This is a genomic window from Immundisolibacter cernigliae (assembly GCF_001697225.1).
GTDB lineage: Bacteria > Pseudomonadota > Gammaproteobacteria > Immundisolibacterales > Immundisolibacteraceae > Immundisolibacter > Immundisolibacter cernigliae.
Genome location: NZ_CP014671.1, coordinates 2,621,736 through 2,638,658 on the forward strand (window position 1 = coordinate 2,621,736; position 16,923 = coordinate 2,638,658).

Here is a 16,923-nt window from a genome sequence, read left to right on the forward strand (position 1 = left end):
CGCATCAGAACGCCGCGCTTGTCGCGGCGTTTTTTTGGTGCGCCGGGCCGATGGCGGGCGCTGAGAAATCCAGGATGGATTTGTTCAGCGCCTTCCCGGGTGTTTCGCTCACACTCCTGTGTGCGGCGTCGGCAGCCGGCGTGGCCGGCTGCGGCCAAACAGCCTGCGCACCGCCACGTAGAACAGCGGGATGAAGAAGGTGGCCAGGAACAGCGCCGTGGCCATGCCGCCGAGCACGCCGGTGCCGATGGCGATGCGCGCGGCGGCGCCCGCGCCCGTGGCGACGGCCAGCGGCGCCACACCCAGCATGAAGGCCATCGACGTCATCAGGATCGGGCGCAGGCGGATGCGTGCGGCTTCGAGCACCGCATCGACCAGGGACTTGCCCTGGTGGGTATGCAGGTCGTGCGCGAACTCCACGATCAGGATGGCGTTTTTCGCCGTCAGCCCCATGGTGGTCAGCAGGCCGACCTGAAAGAACACGTCGTTGTTGAGGCCGCGAGCGAGCGCCGCAAGCACCGCCCCCAGCAGGCCGAGCGGCACCACGAGCATCACCGCAAACGGCACTGACCAGCTCTCGTACAACGCCGCCAGCGACAGGAACACCACGATCGCCGATATGGCATACAGAGCCGGCGCCTGCGAGCCGGCGCGCTTTTGCTGGTAGGACAGGCCGGACCATTCGTAGCCGATACCGGGCGGCAGTTGCGCGGCCATGCGCTCCATTTCTGCCATGGCTTCGCCGGAGCTGCGGCCGGGTGCCGCCTGGCCCAGGATGTTGGCCGCCGGCACGCCGTTGAAGCGCTCCAGGCGCGGCGAGCCGCGCGTCCACTGCGCGCTGGAGAAGGCGCTGAACGGCACCATGTCGCCGCCGGCATTGCGCACGTACCAGCGGTCCAGATCCTGCGGCAGCATCCGGAACGGCGCATCGCCCTGCACGAATACCTTCTTGGTACGGCCGTTTTCGATGAAGTCGTTGACGTAGGACGAGCCCCACGCGGTGCCGAGTGTCTGGTTGATGTCGGCCAGCGAAAGTCCCAGCGCGCGGGCTTTTTCCCGGTCCACGTTCAGGCGGTACTGGGGCGCGTCCTCCAGGCCGTTGGGACGCACGTTGGCCAGCACCGGGCTTTGCGCAGCCATGCCCAGCATCTGGTTGCGGGCTGCAATCAGCGCTTCATGGCCCAGGCCGGCCCGGTCCTGCAACTGCAGGTCAAAGCCGGTCGAGCGTCCCAGTGCCCGCACCGACGGCGGCGCAAAAGCGAACGCCATGCCGTCCTTGACCGTACGGGCGAAGGCCATGCTGGCGCGGGCGGCCAGGGCCTGCGTGCTGTCGTTGGGCGACGGCCGCTGATCCCAGTCCTTCATGTTGATGAACACCAGCCCGACGTTCTGGCCGCGGCCGCCGAAGCTGAAGCCGAACACGTTCATGGCGCCGAACACGATGTCCTTTTCGGTCTCGTAGAAATAGCGCCCGACCTGGTCCATGACCACCGCTGCGCGCTCGGTGGTGGCGCCCGGTGGCAGCAGCACATTGGCGTACAGCGTGCCCTGGTCCTCGTCCGGCAGGAAGCCGCCCGGCAGACGTACGAACAGCAGCCCCAGCGCGCCCACGATCACCCCATAGACCAGCAAGAAACGCGGGATGCGCCGGGCCATGTAGCCGACCGCGCCGACGTAGCCCTTGGTGGTCTTCCCAAGGCCGCGCTGGAACGCGCCCAGCGGCCCGCGCCGCGGCGGGCCGTGCGGCTTGGGCTTGAGCAGCGTGGCGCACAGCGACGGCGTGAACACCAGCGCCACCAGCACCGACAGCGACATGGCCGACACGATGGTCAGCGAGAACTGGCGGTAGATGGCGCCGGTGGTACCGGGGAAGAACGCCATCGGCACGAACACCGCCGACAGCACCAGGGCAATGCCGACCAGCGCGCCGGTGATCTGGCGCATGGACTTGCGCGTGGCCGAACGGGCGTCGAGGTTTTCCTCGTGCATCACCCGCTCGACGTTCTCCACCACCACGATGGCATCATCCACCAGCATGCCGATCGCCAGCACCAGGCTGAACATGGTCAGCATGTTGATGGAGAAGCCGGCCAGCGCAATGATGCCGAAGGTGCCCAGCAGCACCACCGGCACGGCCAGGGTCGGGATCAGCGTGGCGCGCAGGTTCTGCAGGAACACCAGCATCACCAGGAACACCAGCCCGACGGCCATCAGCAGGGTCAGGGCGACTTCCCTGATGGCCGTGCTCACGAACGGCGTGCTGTCCTCGGCATAGCGCACCACCACGCCGGGCGGGAAGGTGGGCTCCAGTTCCTTAAGACGCGCCCGCAGGCGTTTGGCGGTTTCGAGCGCGTTCGCGCCGGGCGCCGGCACGATGCCGATGCCGGATGCCGACTTGCCACTGTAGACGTTCTGAAAGCCGTAGTTCTCGCTGCCTATGCCGATGCGTGCCACGTCGCGCAAACGTACCTGGGCGCCGTCCGGTTGCACCTTGAGCAGAATATTGCCGAACTGTTCCGGGGTTTCGAGTCGGCTTTGCGCCAGCAAGGTGGCGTTCAGCTGTTGGCCGGGCACTGCCGGCAGGCCGCCCAGCTGGCCACCGGCGACCTGCGCGTTCTGGACCCGGATGGCGGCGTTCACGTCCGTCACCGTGAGCCCGAACTGCGCCAGCCGGTCCGGGTGCAGCCACACCCGCATGGCGTGCTGGGCGCCGAACAGCAGCACATCGCCCACGCCATCGACGCGCCCAATCGGTTCCTGGACGTGGGCGGCAACGTAATCGGCGAGGTCCGCTATGCCCAGGCGCCCGTCCTCGGAGACGAAGGCCAGCACCATCAGGTAGGTCTGGCTGACCTTGTTGACCTGCACGCCCTGCTGGGTGACCTCTTCCGGCAGCAGCGCCTCGGCGGCCTTGAGCTTGTTTTGCACCTGCACCTGCGCGATGTCGGGGTCGGTGCCGGCCTCGAAGGTCAGCGTCAGCTGCGCGTCACCGGTGATGTTGCTCTCGGAGGCCATGTACAGCAGGCCGTCCAGACCCACCATCTTCTGTTCGATGACCTGCGTGACCGTGCTGTCCAGGGTCTGCGCCGAGGCGCCGGGGTAGACGGCGCGGATCTGCACCGCCGGCGGAGCGACGTCCGGGTAGCTTTCGATCGGCAGGGTGGTGATGGCCAGCGCCCCGCCGAGCATGATCGAGATGGCGATTACCCACGCAAAGATGGGCCGGTCGATGAAGAAATTAACCATGTCCGGCGGCCTTGGGGGCGGCGGGCGACGGCGCACCCGGGGCCGCGGGCTTGGCATCCGCCGGAACCGGATTGACCGGCATGCCCGGCATCAGGCTCAGCGGTCCGCGCACCACCACCCGGTCGCCCATGGCAAGACCCTTGCCGACCAGCCAGGCGTCGCCGGCCGCGCGGCGCGTCTCGATGATGCGCACTTCCAGCTTGTTGTCGGCGCCGACCACCAGCACGCTGGCGCGGCCTTCCGCATCGCGCGTCACGGCGCGCTGCGGCACCAGCAGCGCGGCCGGTTCCACACCCTCGCGCAAACGGCCGCGCACGTACATGCCCGGCAGCAGGTGATGGTCCGGATTCGGGTACACGGCGCGCAGGTTCACCGAGCCGGTGCCCGGATCCACAGTCACGCCCGAGAATTGGAGCTGGCCGGGCAGGGAATAGGCGCTGCCGTCTTCCAGCAGCAGCTCGATGCGGGCGCTGTCCGGACCGGCGCGTTCCAGGCGGCCGGCCTCGAATTCCCGCCGCAACTGCAGCAACTCGGCGGTCGGACGCTGAATGTCGACATAGATCGGATCCAGCTGCGTTACCTGCGCCAGGCGCTGCGGCTGGCCGGCGGTGACCAGGGCGCCTTCGGTTATGTAGGACTCGCTGATCACGCCGGCGATGGGCGCCTGGATGCGCGTGTAGCCAAGGTCGATACGGGCCGTTTCGAGCGCGGCGCGGGCGGCGTCGACGTTGGCAAGCGCCTGCCGGTAGGTCGCCTGCACGTCGTCGTTGTCCTGCTTCGCCACGGCGCCGGAGCGGGCCAGCGGCGCAAAGCGCTCGGCCTTCAGGCGCGCCACCTCGGCGGTCGTCTGGGCACGTTTGAGTTCTGCCGCAGCGCGTTGCGTGGCGGCCTGATAGGGCGCCGGGTCGATCTGGTACAGCGCCTGGCCAGCCGTTACGGTGCTGCCTTCCTCGAACAGGCGCTTTTGCACGATGCCGCTCACCTGCGGCCGGACCTCGGCCACGCGGAAGGCAGCCGTGCGGCCTGGCAGCTGCGTGGACAGTTCGAACGCCTGCGGCTGCATTTCGAGCACGCCGACTTCCGGCGGCGGGCGCTGCGCCTGTGGCGGGGCCGCCGGTCCGCAGGCGGCGAGCATCGCCAGGCCAGCGGCCAGCAGGCTGGAGCGAAACCTGATCCGAACTTCGTGCATCGACTGTCTCCACGGTAAACCTGACCGGTCGCGCCTCCACTGACCGACCGGTCAGTGGAGTGGGCGCACACAACGCGCCCCGCGAATCGAGGGGCTGTCCTGGCAGGTGGAATGCCGCAAGTATAAGCGCAGATGCCCGTTCCAGGCACCGCCACGTGGGCAACTCTCGGCCAGCGCCCTGCCCGCTCCCACATGATTTCCGCGGCAAAGCTTGATGGGCGTCAGGTCTGCGGTCGGGGGCATGCCTACCATTTGCTGCCACCGTTACGGACGGAACTGCGCCCCCAGGAGGAGCCACACCGATGACCGCCACCATCAGCCTGCCGGACACCGCCATGGAGTGGCCGGCCAAGTACAACGAAATCCCCAAGGCCGTGTTCGAGGAGCCCGGCCTGTGGCGCCTGGAGCTGGAAAACATCTTCTATGGCGAGGAGTGGCATCCGATCGCACACCGCGCCGAGATCCCGAACCCCGGCGACTACAAGGCCGCCTTCATCGGCGAGATGCCGATCTTTGCCGTGCATGGCGACGACGGCAAGATCCGCGTGTTCCACAACGCCTGTGCCCACCGTGGCTCCACGCTGGTCACCGACAGCGCCGGCAACAAGCCTGACTTCGAGTGCCCGTACCACCGCTGGCTGTTCAACCGGCAGGGCGAACTGGCCGGCTGCCCCAACAGCCATGAGTTCTCGCCGAGCTTCAGCAAGGAGAAGTTCGGCCTCAAGGAGCTGCGCACCGAATCGTTCTCGGAGCTGTACTTCGTCACGATGAGTGACAAGACGCCGGACCTGCGCACGTACCTGACCGAGGCGGTGGCCGATCCGCTCGGCCGCGTGCTGGGCAACGGCCACGGCCTGAAGCTGCTCGGCTACCAGAAGGTCTATTACGACTGCAACTGGAAGGCCTATGTCGACAACGACGGCTACCACGCGCCGCTGCTGCACCTGGCGTTCAAGCTGCTGGGCTGGCAGGGCGGCCACGGCGAGCAGATCATCACCCAGAACGGCCATATCGCCTTCGATTCCGAGCTCAGCATCCCCAAGAAGATCGACGCGCTGCAGGACAGCTCCATCGTGCAGTTCCTGGGCGATCCCGACAGCAAGGGTTCGATCGTGGTCAGCACCTTCCCGATCACGGTGTTCACCAAGCACATGGACATGCTGAATATCCGCTACGCCTTTCCGAAAGGGCCGCGCGGCGTGGAGGTTCACTACGCCTATTTCGCGCGCGACGACGACAGCCCCGAGCTGCTGGCGCACCGCACGCGCCAGTGCTCCAACCTGCTCGGCCCCAGCGGCCTGATCAGCCTGGAGGACGCCGCCATCTTCACCCGCATCGACTTGGGCAACCGCTCGCCGGGCAACGCCATCTTTCAGAAAGGTGTGGTCGACGAATACCGGCTGGATATGAAGGTCAAGCAGAACGACGAGTCCGGCAACCTGCCGCGCTGGGAGCATTACCGCAAACGCATGGGCTTTCGGAGGGCCGCCGCATGATGGGCATCGACTACAAGGTACGCGACGCTGTCGAGGCGCTGAATTTGAAGTACATCCGCGCTTTGGACCGGCGCGACATGCAAGGCTGGCTGTCGACCTTCGACAACCCGGGCACCTACGTGTGCATCCCCAAGGAAAACGAGGATCGTGGACTGCCGATCGCGTACATGCTGGACGACAGCTACGCGCGCCTGCAGGACCGCGTGACGCAGGTCACCAAAATCCAGCCCGATGCCGTGGAGCACTACCAGCCGCGTCATTTCACGCAGGTGGTCGACATCCGGCCGCTGGGCGGCGTGAATTACCGTGTGGAGACGCATTTCACCGTCAATTACACGCCCGACAATACCGGCCGCACGGACGTACTGGCGACCGGCACCTACGTCGATGAAGTCGTCGTGAACGGCGAGGCGCGCTTTCGCAGCCGCCGGGCAGTGCTCGACACCAACGTCGTGCCGCGTTACGTGGCGTATCCCATCTGATCGGCTGGCGGCCCGCCCGGGCCGCCAGCTGCTGCGAAAACCGATACCGGCCCTGACTTGCGCAGGGGCCGGTATCGGTTTTTCTGTGTCTCGTGCGTCAGTGATCGCGGAATCGACATCTGCTTGGCCCGGCACCCGTGTTCCCGGACCGACATTCCTTCATGTTGCCGGGCCCGTAACATACGTCGGTGCGCGATGGGGCGCCCCGGCCCGGCTGTCGGTGGGTGGCGCGCCTCGAAAAAAAACCAACGATTCGGGAGGAAGACGATGGCTTCGCAAGCGGTTGGCATGATCGGTCTGGGCAGTCTGGGCGGCGCCATGGCGCGCCGGCTGGTCAGTCTGGGCTGGGCGGTTCACGGTTACGACACGGATTCCGCGCGCCTTTCGGCTGCGGTGGCGGCAGGGGTCAAGGCCGCCGCCTCACCGGCAGCAGTCGGCTCCGCCTGCGATCGGGTGATCCTGTCCCTGCCGGATTCGGACGCCGTCGAGGCGGTCTGCCTTGGCGAGTCGGGCCTGATCCACGCGGCGCGGGCGCAGCTGCTGGTGCTGGACACGACCAGCGGCTATCCGATGCAGACGCGGGCGGTCGCCAGCGCGCTCGCCGGCCAGGGCGTGCGCATGCTCGACGCGGCCATTACCGCGCCGGCCGGTGGTGCCAGCGCGGCACAGCTGGGGCAGCTGACGTTCATCGTCGGCGCCGCGGACGCCGATCTGACCGATGCCCGGCCGCTGCTGGACGCCCTGGGCGAACACGTCTTTCACGTCGGGCCGCTGGGTGCCGGGCAGATCGTCAAGCTGGTCAACAACACCTGCGCCGCGATAGCGGCCATCGCCACGCTGGAAGGCCTGCTGGTGGCTGCCCGGCACGGTCTGGACCTGTGGCAGAACCTGGAGGTCATGCGCGTGGGAACCGGCCACACCGCCTTTGCCCGCCATCCGGCCATGCTGCAGGCGCGCGACCGCCCCGGGGCGCATATCGGTCTCATGACCAAGGACCTCGCCTACATGTCGCGCCTGGCGCGCGAGGCGCGGGTGCCGCTGGCGGTGGGTGATGCGGCCGGGCATCTGTTCCAGATGGCAGCCCGCGAGCTGGGGCCGCAGGCCGGCATCATGCAGATCGCGGACGTGATGGAGCGCTGGTCGGATGCGCGCCTGAGCTTCAACCCGGCGGCGGCGACCGATGCCCGACGCGGCAGCCTTGCCAGCGGCGACTGCGTGGTCGGGCTGATTGGCCTGGGCAACATCGGGGCGGCCGTGGCCGACGTTCTGTTGCAGGACGGGCTGGAGGTCTGGGGTTACGACGTCGACTCCGCGGCGCTGGCCGGCGCCGCGGCCAGGGGCCTGCAGGCAGCCGGCTCGCCGCGCGAAGTGGCGCAGAAGGCACAGGTGATCATCCTGGCCTTGCCGCAGTCCAAGGTGGTCGGGGCGGTTCTGTTCGGGACCGACGGCGTGGCCCAGGCGGACAACCCCGGCTTGCTGATCGTGGACACCACCAGCGGCTACCCGGACGACACCCGTCAGTTCGGACGGCGGCTGGCGGCGCGCGGCATGCGCCTGATCGACGCCGCCATCACCGGCGAGCGGGGCGGGGCGAACGCCATACCCGAACGCAACCTGACCTTCATCGTTGGCGGCGAGGCGGCCGACGTGGCCGAGTCACGCCGGGCGCTGGACCATTTCAGCAGCCACCTGTTTCATCTGGGCCCATTGGGTGCCGGCCAGGTAGCCAAGATGGTCAACAACATGGTGTGCGCGGTGGTCGGTGTCGGCTTGATCGAGGGGCTGCTGGTGGCCGCGAAACTGGGTGTGGATCACCAGAAGGCGGCGCAGGCTCTGGATCATGGCACCGGCGCCAGTTTCTGGACCCACAACCGCGCCATGCTCAGCCCGCAGCCGATGAAAGGTGGTTTCTACGTCGGGCTGATGACCAAGGATCTGCGCCAGATGTCGCAGATTTCGCACGACAGCGGCGTGCCAAACGTGCTGGGCGAACTGACCTATCACCTCTACCAGTTGTTCTGCCGGGACCTGGGCTACTTCGGCGGCATCGCGCAGAAGATCGAGGTGCTGCAGCGCTGGGCCGGCGTCACGCTGGACGGGCGCAGCCTGGACCTGGAGCCGCTGGAATAGAGCCCCGCGGGCAGGGGCTCAGCGTGACAGCAGGGTCCACAGCCCGATCGCGATGAAGCCGACGCCGGCTACCCGTTTGAGCGTTGCCGGGGACACGAAACGCTCCAGCTGTCCGCCGACCAGCACGCCGATGCCGGCCGCCAGCACGAGCGCGCTGGCGGCCGCGGCGAACACCAACCAGCGACTGGCCTTGTCGTCGGCCGCGAACAGCACCGTGGCCAGTTGGGTCTTGTCGCCGATCTCGGCCAGAAAAATGGTGACGAACACCGCACTGAAGGGCTGCCAGTTCACGGATGTGCCTGCCTGGACGGAAATGGGGCCGGCAGTTTAGCAAGGCAGCGTGTCGGCCAGCGCGGCGACGCCGGCCAAAGCAAAACGGCCGCGCCGAAACGCATCCGGCGCGGCCGCTGCCGAGGGAGACGAAAACGGGCGGCGTCAGTCGTTCCAGTTGGGCAGGATCTCGGTCGCCCACAGCTCCAGGTTGCGCATCTGGATGTGGTGCGGAATTGGCCCCGGGTACTGCCACATCAGGAAGTATTCCGGGTTGTGTTTCTTGACCATGTTTTCGATCTGCCGGTTGACCTGGTCCGGATTGCCGACGAACTCGAAGCCGTTCTCGTTCAGGTAGTTGTAGTCGCACTCCGGGCCGATCTTGCCGGTCTGGCCCTTCTTGCGGAAGGCTTCGTTGAAGCCGATCGGCGCGAACCAGGCCGGCCACACGAAACCGTTGCCCATGGCAGCGTACTTGTGCGCCTCGGCGGCATCGTCCAGCACCAGCGCGTCGCGGAAGATGCCGATGTTCTGGCCGTGGGCGAAGTTGTGGCCGGCTGCGGCGGCCTCCTCGCGGTAGACGGTGAACAGGTCGTGCAGGGTGTCGTCGCAGGTGGACAGCGCAAACGGTGCGATCGCCTCGCGGGCACAGAAGCGGAACGTGTCCTCGCTGAACGAGAACGGCTGGAAGATCGGCGGGTGCGGTTTCTGGAAGGTCTTGGGCGCGGTGCCGATGTGCGTGACGATGCCTTCCGGCGTCTGACCCTTGCCGTACTTGGTCACCACCTCGTGGCCGAAATTCAGGTTTTCGGGCGGAATGGTCCAGTGCTCGGACTTGTGGCTGAACACGTCCGTGGTCCAGGCCTTCTTGATGATCTCGTAATGTTCCAGGAACAGGCGGCGGTTCTTGGCGTCCACCTCGGACTTGTCGGACATGGTGCCGCCCACGCCGTAGGTCTGACCCAGCACGTCCGCCCAGCGCTTCTGGTAACCGCGGGCGATGCCAAAGAACGTGCGGCCCTGCAGCATCTGGTCCAGCATGGCGATGTCTTCGGCCAGGCGCAGCGGGTTGTGAAAGGGCAGCACGTTGGCCATCTGACCCAGGCGGATGCGCGTGGTCTGCATGCCGAAGTACAGATCCAGCAGGATCGGGTTGTTCGACTCCTCGATGCCCTCGATGTGGAAATGATGCTCGGTGAAGGCGGCGCCCCAGAAGCCGGCGCGGTCCGCGAACTTGATCTGCTCGCTGACCTGCCAGAGCATGTTCTGGTAGTTCTGCGAGTTGATGCCGGCCATGCCCTTCCTGGTCTGGCCGAGCGTGCCCACCGAGGGCAGGTAAAACAAGATGAACTTCACGGCTCCGTCCTCACACTGGTGTTGGGGCGCATGCCCCGCGGATTAAGGGGCGATCGCCCCACTGGCTTGCTCGAAAATCGTCAGTCGTAGCTGCCGCCGACACGCAATCTGGGTTCATCGCGCAGCGGCGTTTCCCCCTCGTGGCACAGCTTGTGGTCGTGGCCCGGCATCACGCAGGCGTTGTGAGCCCGCGCCAGCATCTTCAGCTTGTGCAGGGAGTGCTTCCAGCGCACCAGGTCGTTCGAGATGATCGAACCGGTTTCGTGGTCGTAGCTGTCTTTCATGTAGCAGGCGTCGGAGGTCAGGATGACCGTGCCGGCGTGCTCCAGGTGCACCATCAGCGCCATGGTGCCGGCCGTGTGGCCGGGCGCGGAAATGGCATGCACATCCTTGAGGATTTCCGTGTCGCCGCCGAGCGTGGTGAAGCGCAGGCCCGGCACGTCATAGTCGCAGCGCAGGAAGAAATGTTCGTCCCTGGGCATGTTGGCGGCGGCGGCGTATTCGTCCTGATGCACCAGAATCTTGGTTGACGGGCAGGTGTTCCACAGCTTGGCGTTGCCGGCATGATCCACGTGCAGGTGGCTCAGGAACACGTAGTCGATGTCCTCCGGCCCCAGCTTGTTGCGCTTCAGGGTGTTCTCGAGCAGCTGCTCCTCGGTGTAGTCGTCATACGGCGCCAATGCCTTGTATTCGGGCAACCACTGGTCTTCCCAGTGCCGGTGGATGCTGGCGTCGAACAGGATGCGCCCGTCCGGGTGGTCGATCAGGAAGGTGAAGGACGGCACCTCGCACCACACCTTGTTCTTGACGTGGCTGGTCTTGGTGAGCATCAGGTCCGGGTGCCCGGTGACCAGCAACTCCAAGTCGGCATGCATGTTGCCGTGGTGTAGGGGGCGAATCTTGATTCCGCGCATGGTTGCTCCTGGCTGTGTACCGAAGTCGCTCTACGCGTTGGCCGACTGGCGGATGTCCTGCTCGACCTGCTCGCGCAGGGCCCGCTTGTTGATCTTGCCGACGCCGGTCTTGGGGATGGCATCGACGACCAGGTAATGATCCGGCAGCCACCATTTGGCGAATTTCGGCTCCAGCCAGGCGCGCAACTCCGCCTGCGACGGCGCGGCGCCGGGCTCCGGAACCACGTAGGCGCAGGGGCGCTCCAGCCATTTGGCGTCCGGCGCCGCCACCACGGCAGCCTCGCGGACCTTGGGGTGGGCGATCAGCGCATTTTCAAGATCGACCGACGAAATCCACTCGCCGCCGCTCTTGATCAGATCCTTGGCCCGGTCGACCAGGCGCAGCACGCCGTCGGCGCTCACGGCGGACATGTCGCCGCTTTTCCAGAAGCCGTCGACGAAGCCGTCCCGGCTGCGCGCGTCGTGGTAATACTCGGTGGCGCTCCAGGGCGTGCGCACGTAGATCTCGCCGATCGACTGATCGTCCCAGGGCACCTCACCGCCCTCCTCGTCCAGCACCTTGAGCTCGGCGCCCGGACACGGGATGCCCTGGCGGATGCGGGTCGGGATGTGCTCGGTCGGCGGCTTGTCCAGATCGGCGCGACGGATGTGCACGCAGGTGGCCAGCGGCGTCATCTCGGTCGAGCCCCAGGCGGTGATGATCGGGACATTGAATTCCCTGAGGTAATACTCCATCACCGCCGCCGGCGTGGCCGAGCCGCCCAGCATGATGCCGCGCAGGCTGGACAGGTCGCGCCGCTGTCGCTTGAGCTCCGTCATCATGTCGATGCCGATGCTGACCGCGGCGGCAGCAAAGGTGACCCGTTCGTCCTGCATCAGGTCCAGGATCGCCGGGGCGTGCGGCCGCTCGCCCGGCAGCACCACCTTGGCACCCATGCAGGCGGCTGCGAACGGCAGGCCCCAGGCGTTGGCATGGAACATCGGCACCACCGGCAGGAGGGTGTCCCGCTCGCGCACATCCAGCACGTCCCCCAGGCACTCGGTGATGGTGTGCAGGTAAATGTCGCGATGGCTGTAGACCACGCCCTTGGGCAGGCCGGTGGTGGCCGAGGTGTAGCACATGCCAGCCGGGGTGCGTTCCGGCAGTTCATTGAAGGCAAATCCCGGATCGCCGGCCGCGATCAAATCCTCGTAGGCCACCACGTTCCGCAGCGTGGTGGCCGGCACCTGGCCTGCCAGCACCACGAAGGTCCTGACCGTCCTTATCTGGCCCGCGATGCGCTCGAGCGTCGGCAGCAGGTCCGGATCAACGAAAACGGCCGAATCCTCGCTGTGGTTCAGGATGTAGGCGATGTGTTCATCGGCCAGGCGCAGGTTGACCGTGTGCAGCACCATGCCGGCGCATGGCAGCGCGAAGTACAGCTCGAAATGGCGGTAGGTGTTCCAGGCCAGCGTGGCCACCCGGTCGCCGGGGCGCACGCCGATGCTCGCCAGGCGGCTTGCCAGGCGATGCGCACGCTCGTTCAGGACGCGGTAGGTGTAGCGGTGCAGGCCGCCATCCGGCAGGCGGGTGACGATCTCGTTGTCCGGGAAATAGCGCGCCCCCCGCTCCAGCAGCAGGCGAATGTTCAGTTCCACCGCTTGTCCTCCTCAAACGTCCGTGTACACGCCGGGCGCTGATCTGTCGTTATGGCGCCGCTGCCGGCTGCACTGCCGGTCAGTCTGCCACAGCGCCGCTGGCCGTGGTCAGCGGCCATAGTGCAGCGGCGCCCGCGCCTGCCAGGCGCTGCCCCAGACGCAGCGCCCATGCGGTTTCCGTGCCGTTCTCGTCGCGCCAGGCCCACAGCCGGCGCGTGGCGTGTTGCAGCGAATATTCCTGCGTGAAACCCATGGCACCGTGTACCTGATGGGCAATGCGGCAGGCAACGCCGGCGGCCTTGCCGGCGCGAATCTTGGCCACGGCGATCTCGTTCAGCGCCGGCCCGGTTTCGGCCACGGCGGCAGCGTGATCGACCGCCGCGTTGGCCGCCACGACTTCCGCCGCCAGGATGGCCAGTTGCTGCTGGATGGCCTGGAAGGCGGCCAGCGCGCGGCCGAACTGCTTGCGCTCGCGGGCGTAGTCCAGCGACTGCTGCAGGGCGCGTTCCAGGGCGCCGCTCATCAGCGCCGCGCGCAGCAGGGCCGCGCGGGCGTGGAAGGCTTCGAGCGTCACACCGGCCGCGGCGGTGCGCAACCGGCCGGCGTCGATTGTCAGGTCGAGGTGGACCTCGTCCCGCGCCTCACCGGCCAGGTTGTCGCCGACCTCCAGCCGGTAATCGGAGGGATGCAGCACGACGACCTGACAGGCGCCGCCGTTTTCCAACAACAGCACGATGGCGCTGGCGTGGCGCGCGGCGGCGACGCGGGACACGGCGCCCGCTAGGCGCAGCCCGCTGCCCTGAGGGGTGATCCTGACTTGCGTCGAGTCGGCGGCGGCCACGGCCAGCACGCCGCCCGGCAGTTCCAAGCCCGCGCCGGCCAGCAACCAGGCGGCGAGCATGGCGCTTTCCGCCAGCGGCACGGGCGCGCAGTGCCGTCCGCACACGCGCAGCAGCGCGCACAGGTCCGCCAGCGGCAGACCGATGCCACCGGCCTGTTCCGGCACGCCGGCCAGCGGGTAGCCGAGTTCCTCCAGCGTCTGCCACAGCGCGGCATCGAAACCGCCCGGGTCGGCGGCCTGCACGCGCTCGGCGGTGCAGTGATCGGCCAGCACCCGCTCCAGGGTGTCGAGCAGCATCTGACGGGTATCGTCGCTCATCGCAGCACTCACCTGAGTCCAAGGGCGCGGGCCACGACGCCGCGCAGGATTTCGTTGGTGCCGCCGCGCAGCGTGAAGCCGGGAGAATGCAGCACCGCCTGCGCCAGCAGCAGGTCGATGCGGCGCCGGGCCGTCAGCGACGGGGCGCAGTCGATCAGCAGTCGCACGCGCTCGAACACCTCGCTCTCGAAGCGCGTGCCCAGGTCCTTGACCAGCGCCGCCGCCACGTCGGGTGCCTCGCCGCGCTGCAGGGCCGCGGCAACCGACAGCGACATGCGCCGCAGTGCCCACAGTTCCGCCGCCAGCTCGCCGATGGCAATTGCCGTGCGCTCGTCCGGTGTGTCGCCGGCCACGCGCAGCAGTTCCTGCAGCAGCGGGAAGGTGGACATGAACCGCTCCGGGCCGGAGCGCTCGTAGGCCAGCTCGGAGGTGACCTGCTTCCAGCCCTGGCCGATTTCGCCCAGCACCCGCGTGTCCGGCACGAACACGCGGTCCATCACCACCTCGTTGAAGTGATGGGCGCCGGTCAGGATCGGCACCGGGCGGATGCCGATGCCGGGGGATTTCAGATCGATGATGAACTGCGACAGGCCGGCGTGGCGGTCCTCGCCCAGCGGCGCGCTGCGGCACAGCACGAAAAACCAGTCCGCGCGGTGGGCGTTGGAGGTCCACAGTTTGGTGCCGGTGATGGCCCAGCCGCCGTCCACCCGCTCGGCGCGGGTGCGCACCGATGCCAGGTCCGAGCCGCTGCCCGGCTCGCTCATGCCGATGGCGAAGAACACCTCGCCGCTGACCAGTTTGGGCAGGAAGAACTGCTTCTGCTCATCGGTGCCGTAGCGCAGCAGGGACGGACCGGTCTGGCGGTCGCCGACCCAGTGCGCCGCCACCGGTGCGCCGGCGGCGAGCAATTCCTCGGTAACCACGTAGCGTTCCAGCGCCGTGCGGCCGTGGCCGCCGTACTCGCGCGGCAGCGTCATGCCGAGCCAGCCGTGGGCGGCCAGGCGTCGGCTGAAATCCGGATCGAAACCGCCCAGCCAGTTGTCGCAGCAGGGCGTGAAACAGCCGGCGGCCTGCTCCTCGCTCAGGAACGCGCGCACCTGCGTGCGCAAGGCTTCGCAGGCCAGCGGCAGGCTTGCCGGTTCAAGGGTGATGCCGGGTGAGGACAACGCGGGCTCCCTGGGGCAGGCGGGGCTGGGTGAATCGTCGCGGAGCGATCCTGCCGTCGCGGCTCTGCGGCCGTTCCGGGCAAGTGCTGAACGCATGTTAAATCAACCGGCGCGGCGCGGCATCCCGGCAGTAGCCGCCATCGATTCAGCCGTGGCGCAGCTTCAGGTACAGGATGGCGCCGGCCAGCAGCAGCGTGATCGCATTGGCCAGAATCAGGGGCAAGTCGCGCACCAGCAGGCCGTAGATCAGCCACAGCAACACGCCGGCCACGAAGATCACGTACATGCGCAGCGAGATGCCGCGCGTGTCGCGCGTAGCCAGCGTGTGCAGCACCTGCGGCAGGAAGGCGGCGGTCGTCAGCAGTGCCGCCAGCAGGCCGATGGCGGTCGTCATCGGACGGTCACTCTGTGGCGTGGTTTGTTGGTTATCATTCCGGTTCTTGCCTTCTGCCAGGCGTGGAAGGCGGCGTTCCCCACGGAGGAGTTCGACATGGCGAAGGTAACGGAATTCGGATACCTGGGCATCGGCGTCAAGGACGGCGACGCCTGGCGTGAGTTTGCCAGCCAGGTGGTTGGCATGGAGGTGCTGGATGAGGGCGACGGCGATCGCTTTTACCTGCGCATGGACAATCAGCACCACCGCATCGTCGTGAACCTGCACGGCGACGACGATATGGACTTCATCGGCTGGCGCGTGGCCGGGCCGGAAGAATTCGACGAGATGAAACGCCAGCTGGACGCCGCCGGCGTGGACTGGAAGCAGGCCGACGGCGAGGAGCGCAAGGAGCGCATGGTGCTGGACCTGCTCAAGTTCAAGGACCCGGGTGGCAACCCGACCGAGATCTACCACGGCCCGCGGATCGAGACCTTCCTGCCCTTCCATCCCGGTCGGCGCATGTACGGCCGCTTCCTGACCGGTACCGGCGGCGTTGGCCACTGCATCCTGCGCCAGGACGACGTGCAAAAGGCCTACCGCTTCTACACCGACGTGCTGGGCATGCGCGGCTCGGTGGAGTACAACCTGCCGATCCCCGGCACGCCGATGACCGCCTCACCGGTGTTCATGCACTGCAACGACCGCGATCACTCGGTGGCCTTCCTGGGCGCGCCGATGGCAAAGCGCATCAACCACCTGATGATCGAGGTGGAGAACATGGACGACGTGGGCTACACGCTGGACATCGTGCGCAAGCGCAAGATCCCGGTGGCCATCCAGCCGGGCAAGCACAGCAACGACCAGATGTGGTCCTTCTACATGGGCAACCCGTCCGGGTGGCTGTGGGAGTACGGCTGGGGCGCCCGCAAGGCCACCCATCAGTCCGAATACTACGTGGCCGACGTGTGGGGCCATGGTGTCGAGGCCACCGGCTTTGGCATGGATCTGGAGATGCAGGCCTGACAGCAGGTCCGTGCCCGGTGGTGGTGACGCCACCGGGTGGTTTGGCTGCAAACGCCCCGACCCGTTCGGGGCGTTTGCGTTCCGGGGGTGTCGGATGGGTCTGGCCAGGATCGGGCGTGCAGCGTATTACTCGGCCAAGGGCCTGCGGGCGGCCTTCGCCGGCGAGGAGGCGTTTCGCCAGGAGCTGCTGATCGTGGCGGTACTGACGCCAGTCGGGCTGTGGCTGGGGCGCACCGCCGTGGAACGGGCCTTGCTGGTCGGCAGCCTGCTGTTGCTGCTGATCGTGGAACTGCTGAACTCGGCCATCGAGGCGGCCATCGACCGCATCGGCCTGGAGCGGCACGAACTGTCCGGTCGGGCCAAGGACATGGCTTCGGCGGCGGTGTTCGTGGCGCTGGTGTTGGCCTTGTCGGTGTGGGCACTGATTGCCGGAGCCCGCTGGCTGACTTGAGCGGCGCCGCCGTCAATTTTTGCAGGA

At 67.3% G+C, this 16,923-nt stretch carries 14 protein-coding genes; 5 read left to right on the forward strand and 9 right to left on the reverse strand.

The features are described 5' to 3' along the window. Positions 1–108: 108 nt before the first annotated feature. On the reverse strand, positions 109–3,246 hold the full coding sequence (locus PG2T_RS12515) for an efflux RND transporter permease subunit (protein WP_068806069.1): 3,138 nt from the start codon (positions 3,244–3,246) through the stop codon (positions 109–111). Further along, entirely contained in the window at positions 3,239–4,435 is a 1,197-nt protein-coding gene (locus PG2T_RS12520; RefSeq protein ID WP_068806072.1) for an efflux RND transporter periplasmic adaptor subunit, read from the reverse strand. Before PG2T_RS12520 ends, PG2T_RS12515 begins: the two co-directional genes overlap by 8 nt. A gap of 302 nt (positions 4,436–4,737) precedes the next feature. Between PG2T_RS12520 and PG2T_RS12525 the strand changes: the two genes are divergently transcribed. From PG2T_RS12525 to PG2T_RS12535, 3 genes are all read left to right on the forward strand, one after another. Further along, complete coding sequence (locus PG2T_RS12525) at positions 4,738–5,931, forward strand: aromatic ring-hydroxylating oxygenase subunit alpha (protein WP_083214916.1); 1,194 nt, start codon at positions 4,738–4,740, stop codon at positions 5,929–5,931. After that, positions 5,928–6,413, forward strand: coding sequence for an aromatic-ring-hydroxylating dioxygenase subunit beta (locus PG2T_RS12530; protein WP_068806075.1), 486 nt, complete (start codon positions 5,928–5,930; stop codon positions 6,411–6,413). The genes PG2T_RS12525 and PG2T_RS12530 overlap by 4 nt, the downstream gene beginning before the upstream one ends. A 267-nt stretch (positions 6,414–6,680) precedes the next feature. Continuing rightward, on the forward strand, positions 6,681–8,543 hold the full coding sequence (locus PG2T_RS12535) for an NAD(P)-dependent oxidoreductase (RefSeq protein WP_158513197.1): 1,863 nt from the start codon (positions 6,681–6,683) through the stop codon (positions 8,541–8,543). Positions 8,544–8,561: 18 nt separating this feature from the next. On the opposite strand, the gene PG2T_RS12540 is transcribed toward PG2T_RS12535, so the two are convergent. From PG2T_RS12540 to PG2T_RS12570, 7 genes are all read right to left on the reverse strand, one after another. After that, positions 8,562–8,834: a TMEM165/GDT1 family protein gene (locus PG2T_RS12540; protein WP_068806081.1), complete on the reverse strand. Its 273-nt coding sequence runs from the start codon at positions 8,832–8,834 to the stop codon at positions 8,562–8,564. Between the two features lie 144 nt (positions 8,835–8,978). Continuing rightward, a complete protein-coding gene (locus tag PG2T_RS12545; protein ID WP_068806084.1) occupies positions 8,979–10,169 on the reverse strand; it encodes an LLM class flavin-dependent oxidoreductase in 1,191 nt (396 codons plus the stop codon). 80 nt (positions 10,170–10,249) lie between these two features. Continuing rightward, on the reverse strand, positions 10,250–11,083 hold the full coding sequence (locus PG2T_RS12550; RefSeq protein ID WP_068806086.1) for an N-acyl homoserine lactonase family protein: 834 nt from the start codon (positions 11,081–11,083) through the stop codon (positions 10,250–10,252). A gap of 30 nt (positions 11,084–11,113) precedes the next feature. Next, entirely contained in the window at positions 11,114–12,721 is a 1,608-nt protein-coding gene (locus PG2T_RS12555) for a long-chain fatty acid--CoA ligase (protein ID WP_068806090.1), read from the reverse strand. A gap of 79 nt (positions 12,722–12,800) precedes the next feature. Beyond that, on the reverse strand, positions 12,801–13,880 hold the full coding sequence (locus PG2T_RS12560) for an acyl-CoA dehydrogenase family protein (protein WP_068806093.1): 1,080 nt from the start codon (positions 13,878–13,880) through the stop codon (positions 12,801–12,803). Positions 13,881–13,888: 8 nt separating this feature from the next. Further along, positions 13,889–15,046 (reverse strand): acyl-CoA dehydrogenase family protein, encoded by a 1,158-nt coding sequence (locus PG2T_RS12565; RefSeq protein ID WP_068806096.1) that lies wholly within the window; start codon positions 15,044–15,046, stop codon positions 13,889–13,891. 145 nt (positions 15,047–15,191) lie between these two features. Then, on the reverse strand, positions 15,192–15,440 hold the full coding sequence (locus PG2T_RS12570; RefSeq protein WP_068806099.1) for a SemiSWEET transporter: 249 nt from the start codon (positions 15,438–15,440) through the stop codon (positions 15,192–15,194). A 96-nt stretch (positions 15,441–15,536) separates the two neighbouring features. Here PG2T_RS12570 and bphC point away from each other — a divergent pair, with 96 nt between their 5' ends. Both bphC and PG2T_RS12580 read left to right on the forward strand, forming a co-directional pair. Next, positions 15,537–16,445: a biphenyl-2,3-diol 1,2-dioxygenase gene (bphC, locus tag PG2T_RS12575; protein ID WP_068806101.1), complete on the forward strand. Its 909-nt coding sequence runs from the start codon at positions 15,537–15,539 to the stop codon at positions 16,443–16,445. Between the two features lie 94 nt (positions 16,446–16,539). Further along, on the forward strand, positions 16,540–16,896 hold the full coding sequence (locus PG2T_RS12580; protein WP_068806104.1) for a diacylglycerol kinase: 357 nt from the start codon (positions 16,540–16,542) through the stop codon (positions 16,894–16,896). Positions 16,897–16,923: the final 27 nt, after the last annotated feature.

Bases quoted from the DNA above. Each gene is read 5' to 3' on its own strand.
- PG2T_RS12515 (WP_068806069.1), bottom strand. From the start codon at position 3,246: ATGGTTAATTTCTTCATCGACCGGCCCATCTTTGCGTGGGTAATCGCC.
- PG2T_RS12520 (WP_068806072.1), bottom strand. From the start codon at position 4,435: ATGCACGAAGTTCGGATCAGGTTTCGCTCCAGCCTGCTGGCCGCTGGC.
- PG2T_RS12525 (WP_083214916.1), top strand. From the start codon at position 4,738: ATGACCGCCACCATCAGCCTGCCGGACACCGCCATGGAGTGGCCGGCC.
- PG2T_RS12530 (WP_068806075.1), top strand. From the start codon at position 5,928: ATGATGGGCATCGACTACAAGGTACGCGACGCTGTCGAGGCGCTGAAT.
- PG2T_RS12535 (WP_158513197.1), top strand. From the start codon at position 6,681: ATGGCTTCGCAAGCGGTTGGCATGATCGGTCTGGGCAGTCTGGGCGGC.
- PG2T_RS12550 (WP_068806086.1), bottom strand. From the start codon at position 11,083: ATGCGCGGAATCAAGATTCGCCCCCTACACCACGGCAACATGCATGCC.
- PG2T_RS12560 (WP_068806093.1), bottom strand. From the start codon at position 13,880: ATGAGCGACGATACCCGTCAGATGCTGCTCGACACCCTGGAGCGGGTG.
- PG2T_RS12570 (WP_068806099.1), bottom strand. From the start codon at position 15,440: ATGACGACCGCCATCGGCCTGCTGGCGGCACTGCTGACGACCGCCGCC.
- bphC (WP_068806101.1), top strand. From the start codon at position 15,537: ATGGCGAAGGTAACGGAATTCGGATACCTGGGCATCGGCGTCAAGGAC.
- PG2T_RS12580 (WP_068806104.1), top strand. From the start codon at position 16,540: ATGGGTCTGGCCAGGATCGGGCGTGCAGCGTATTACTCGGCCAAGGGC.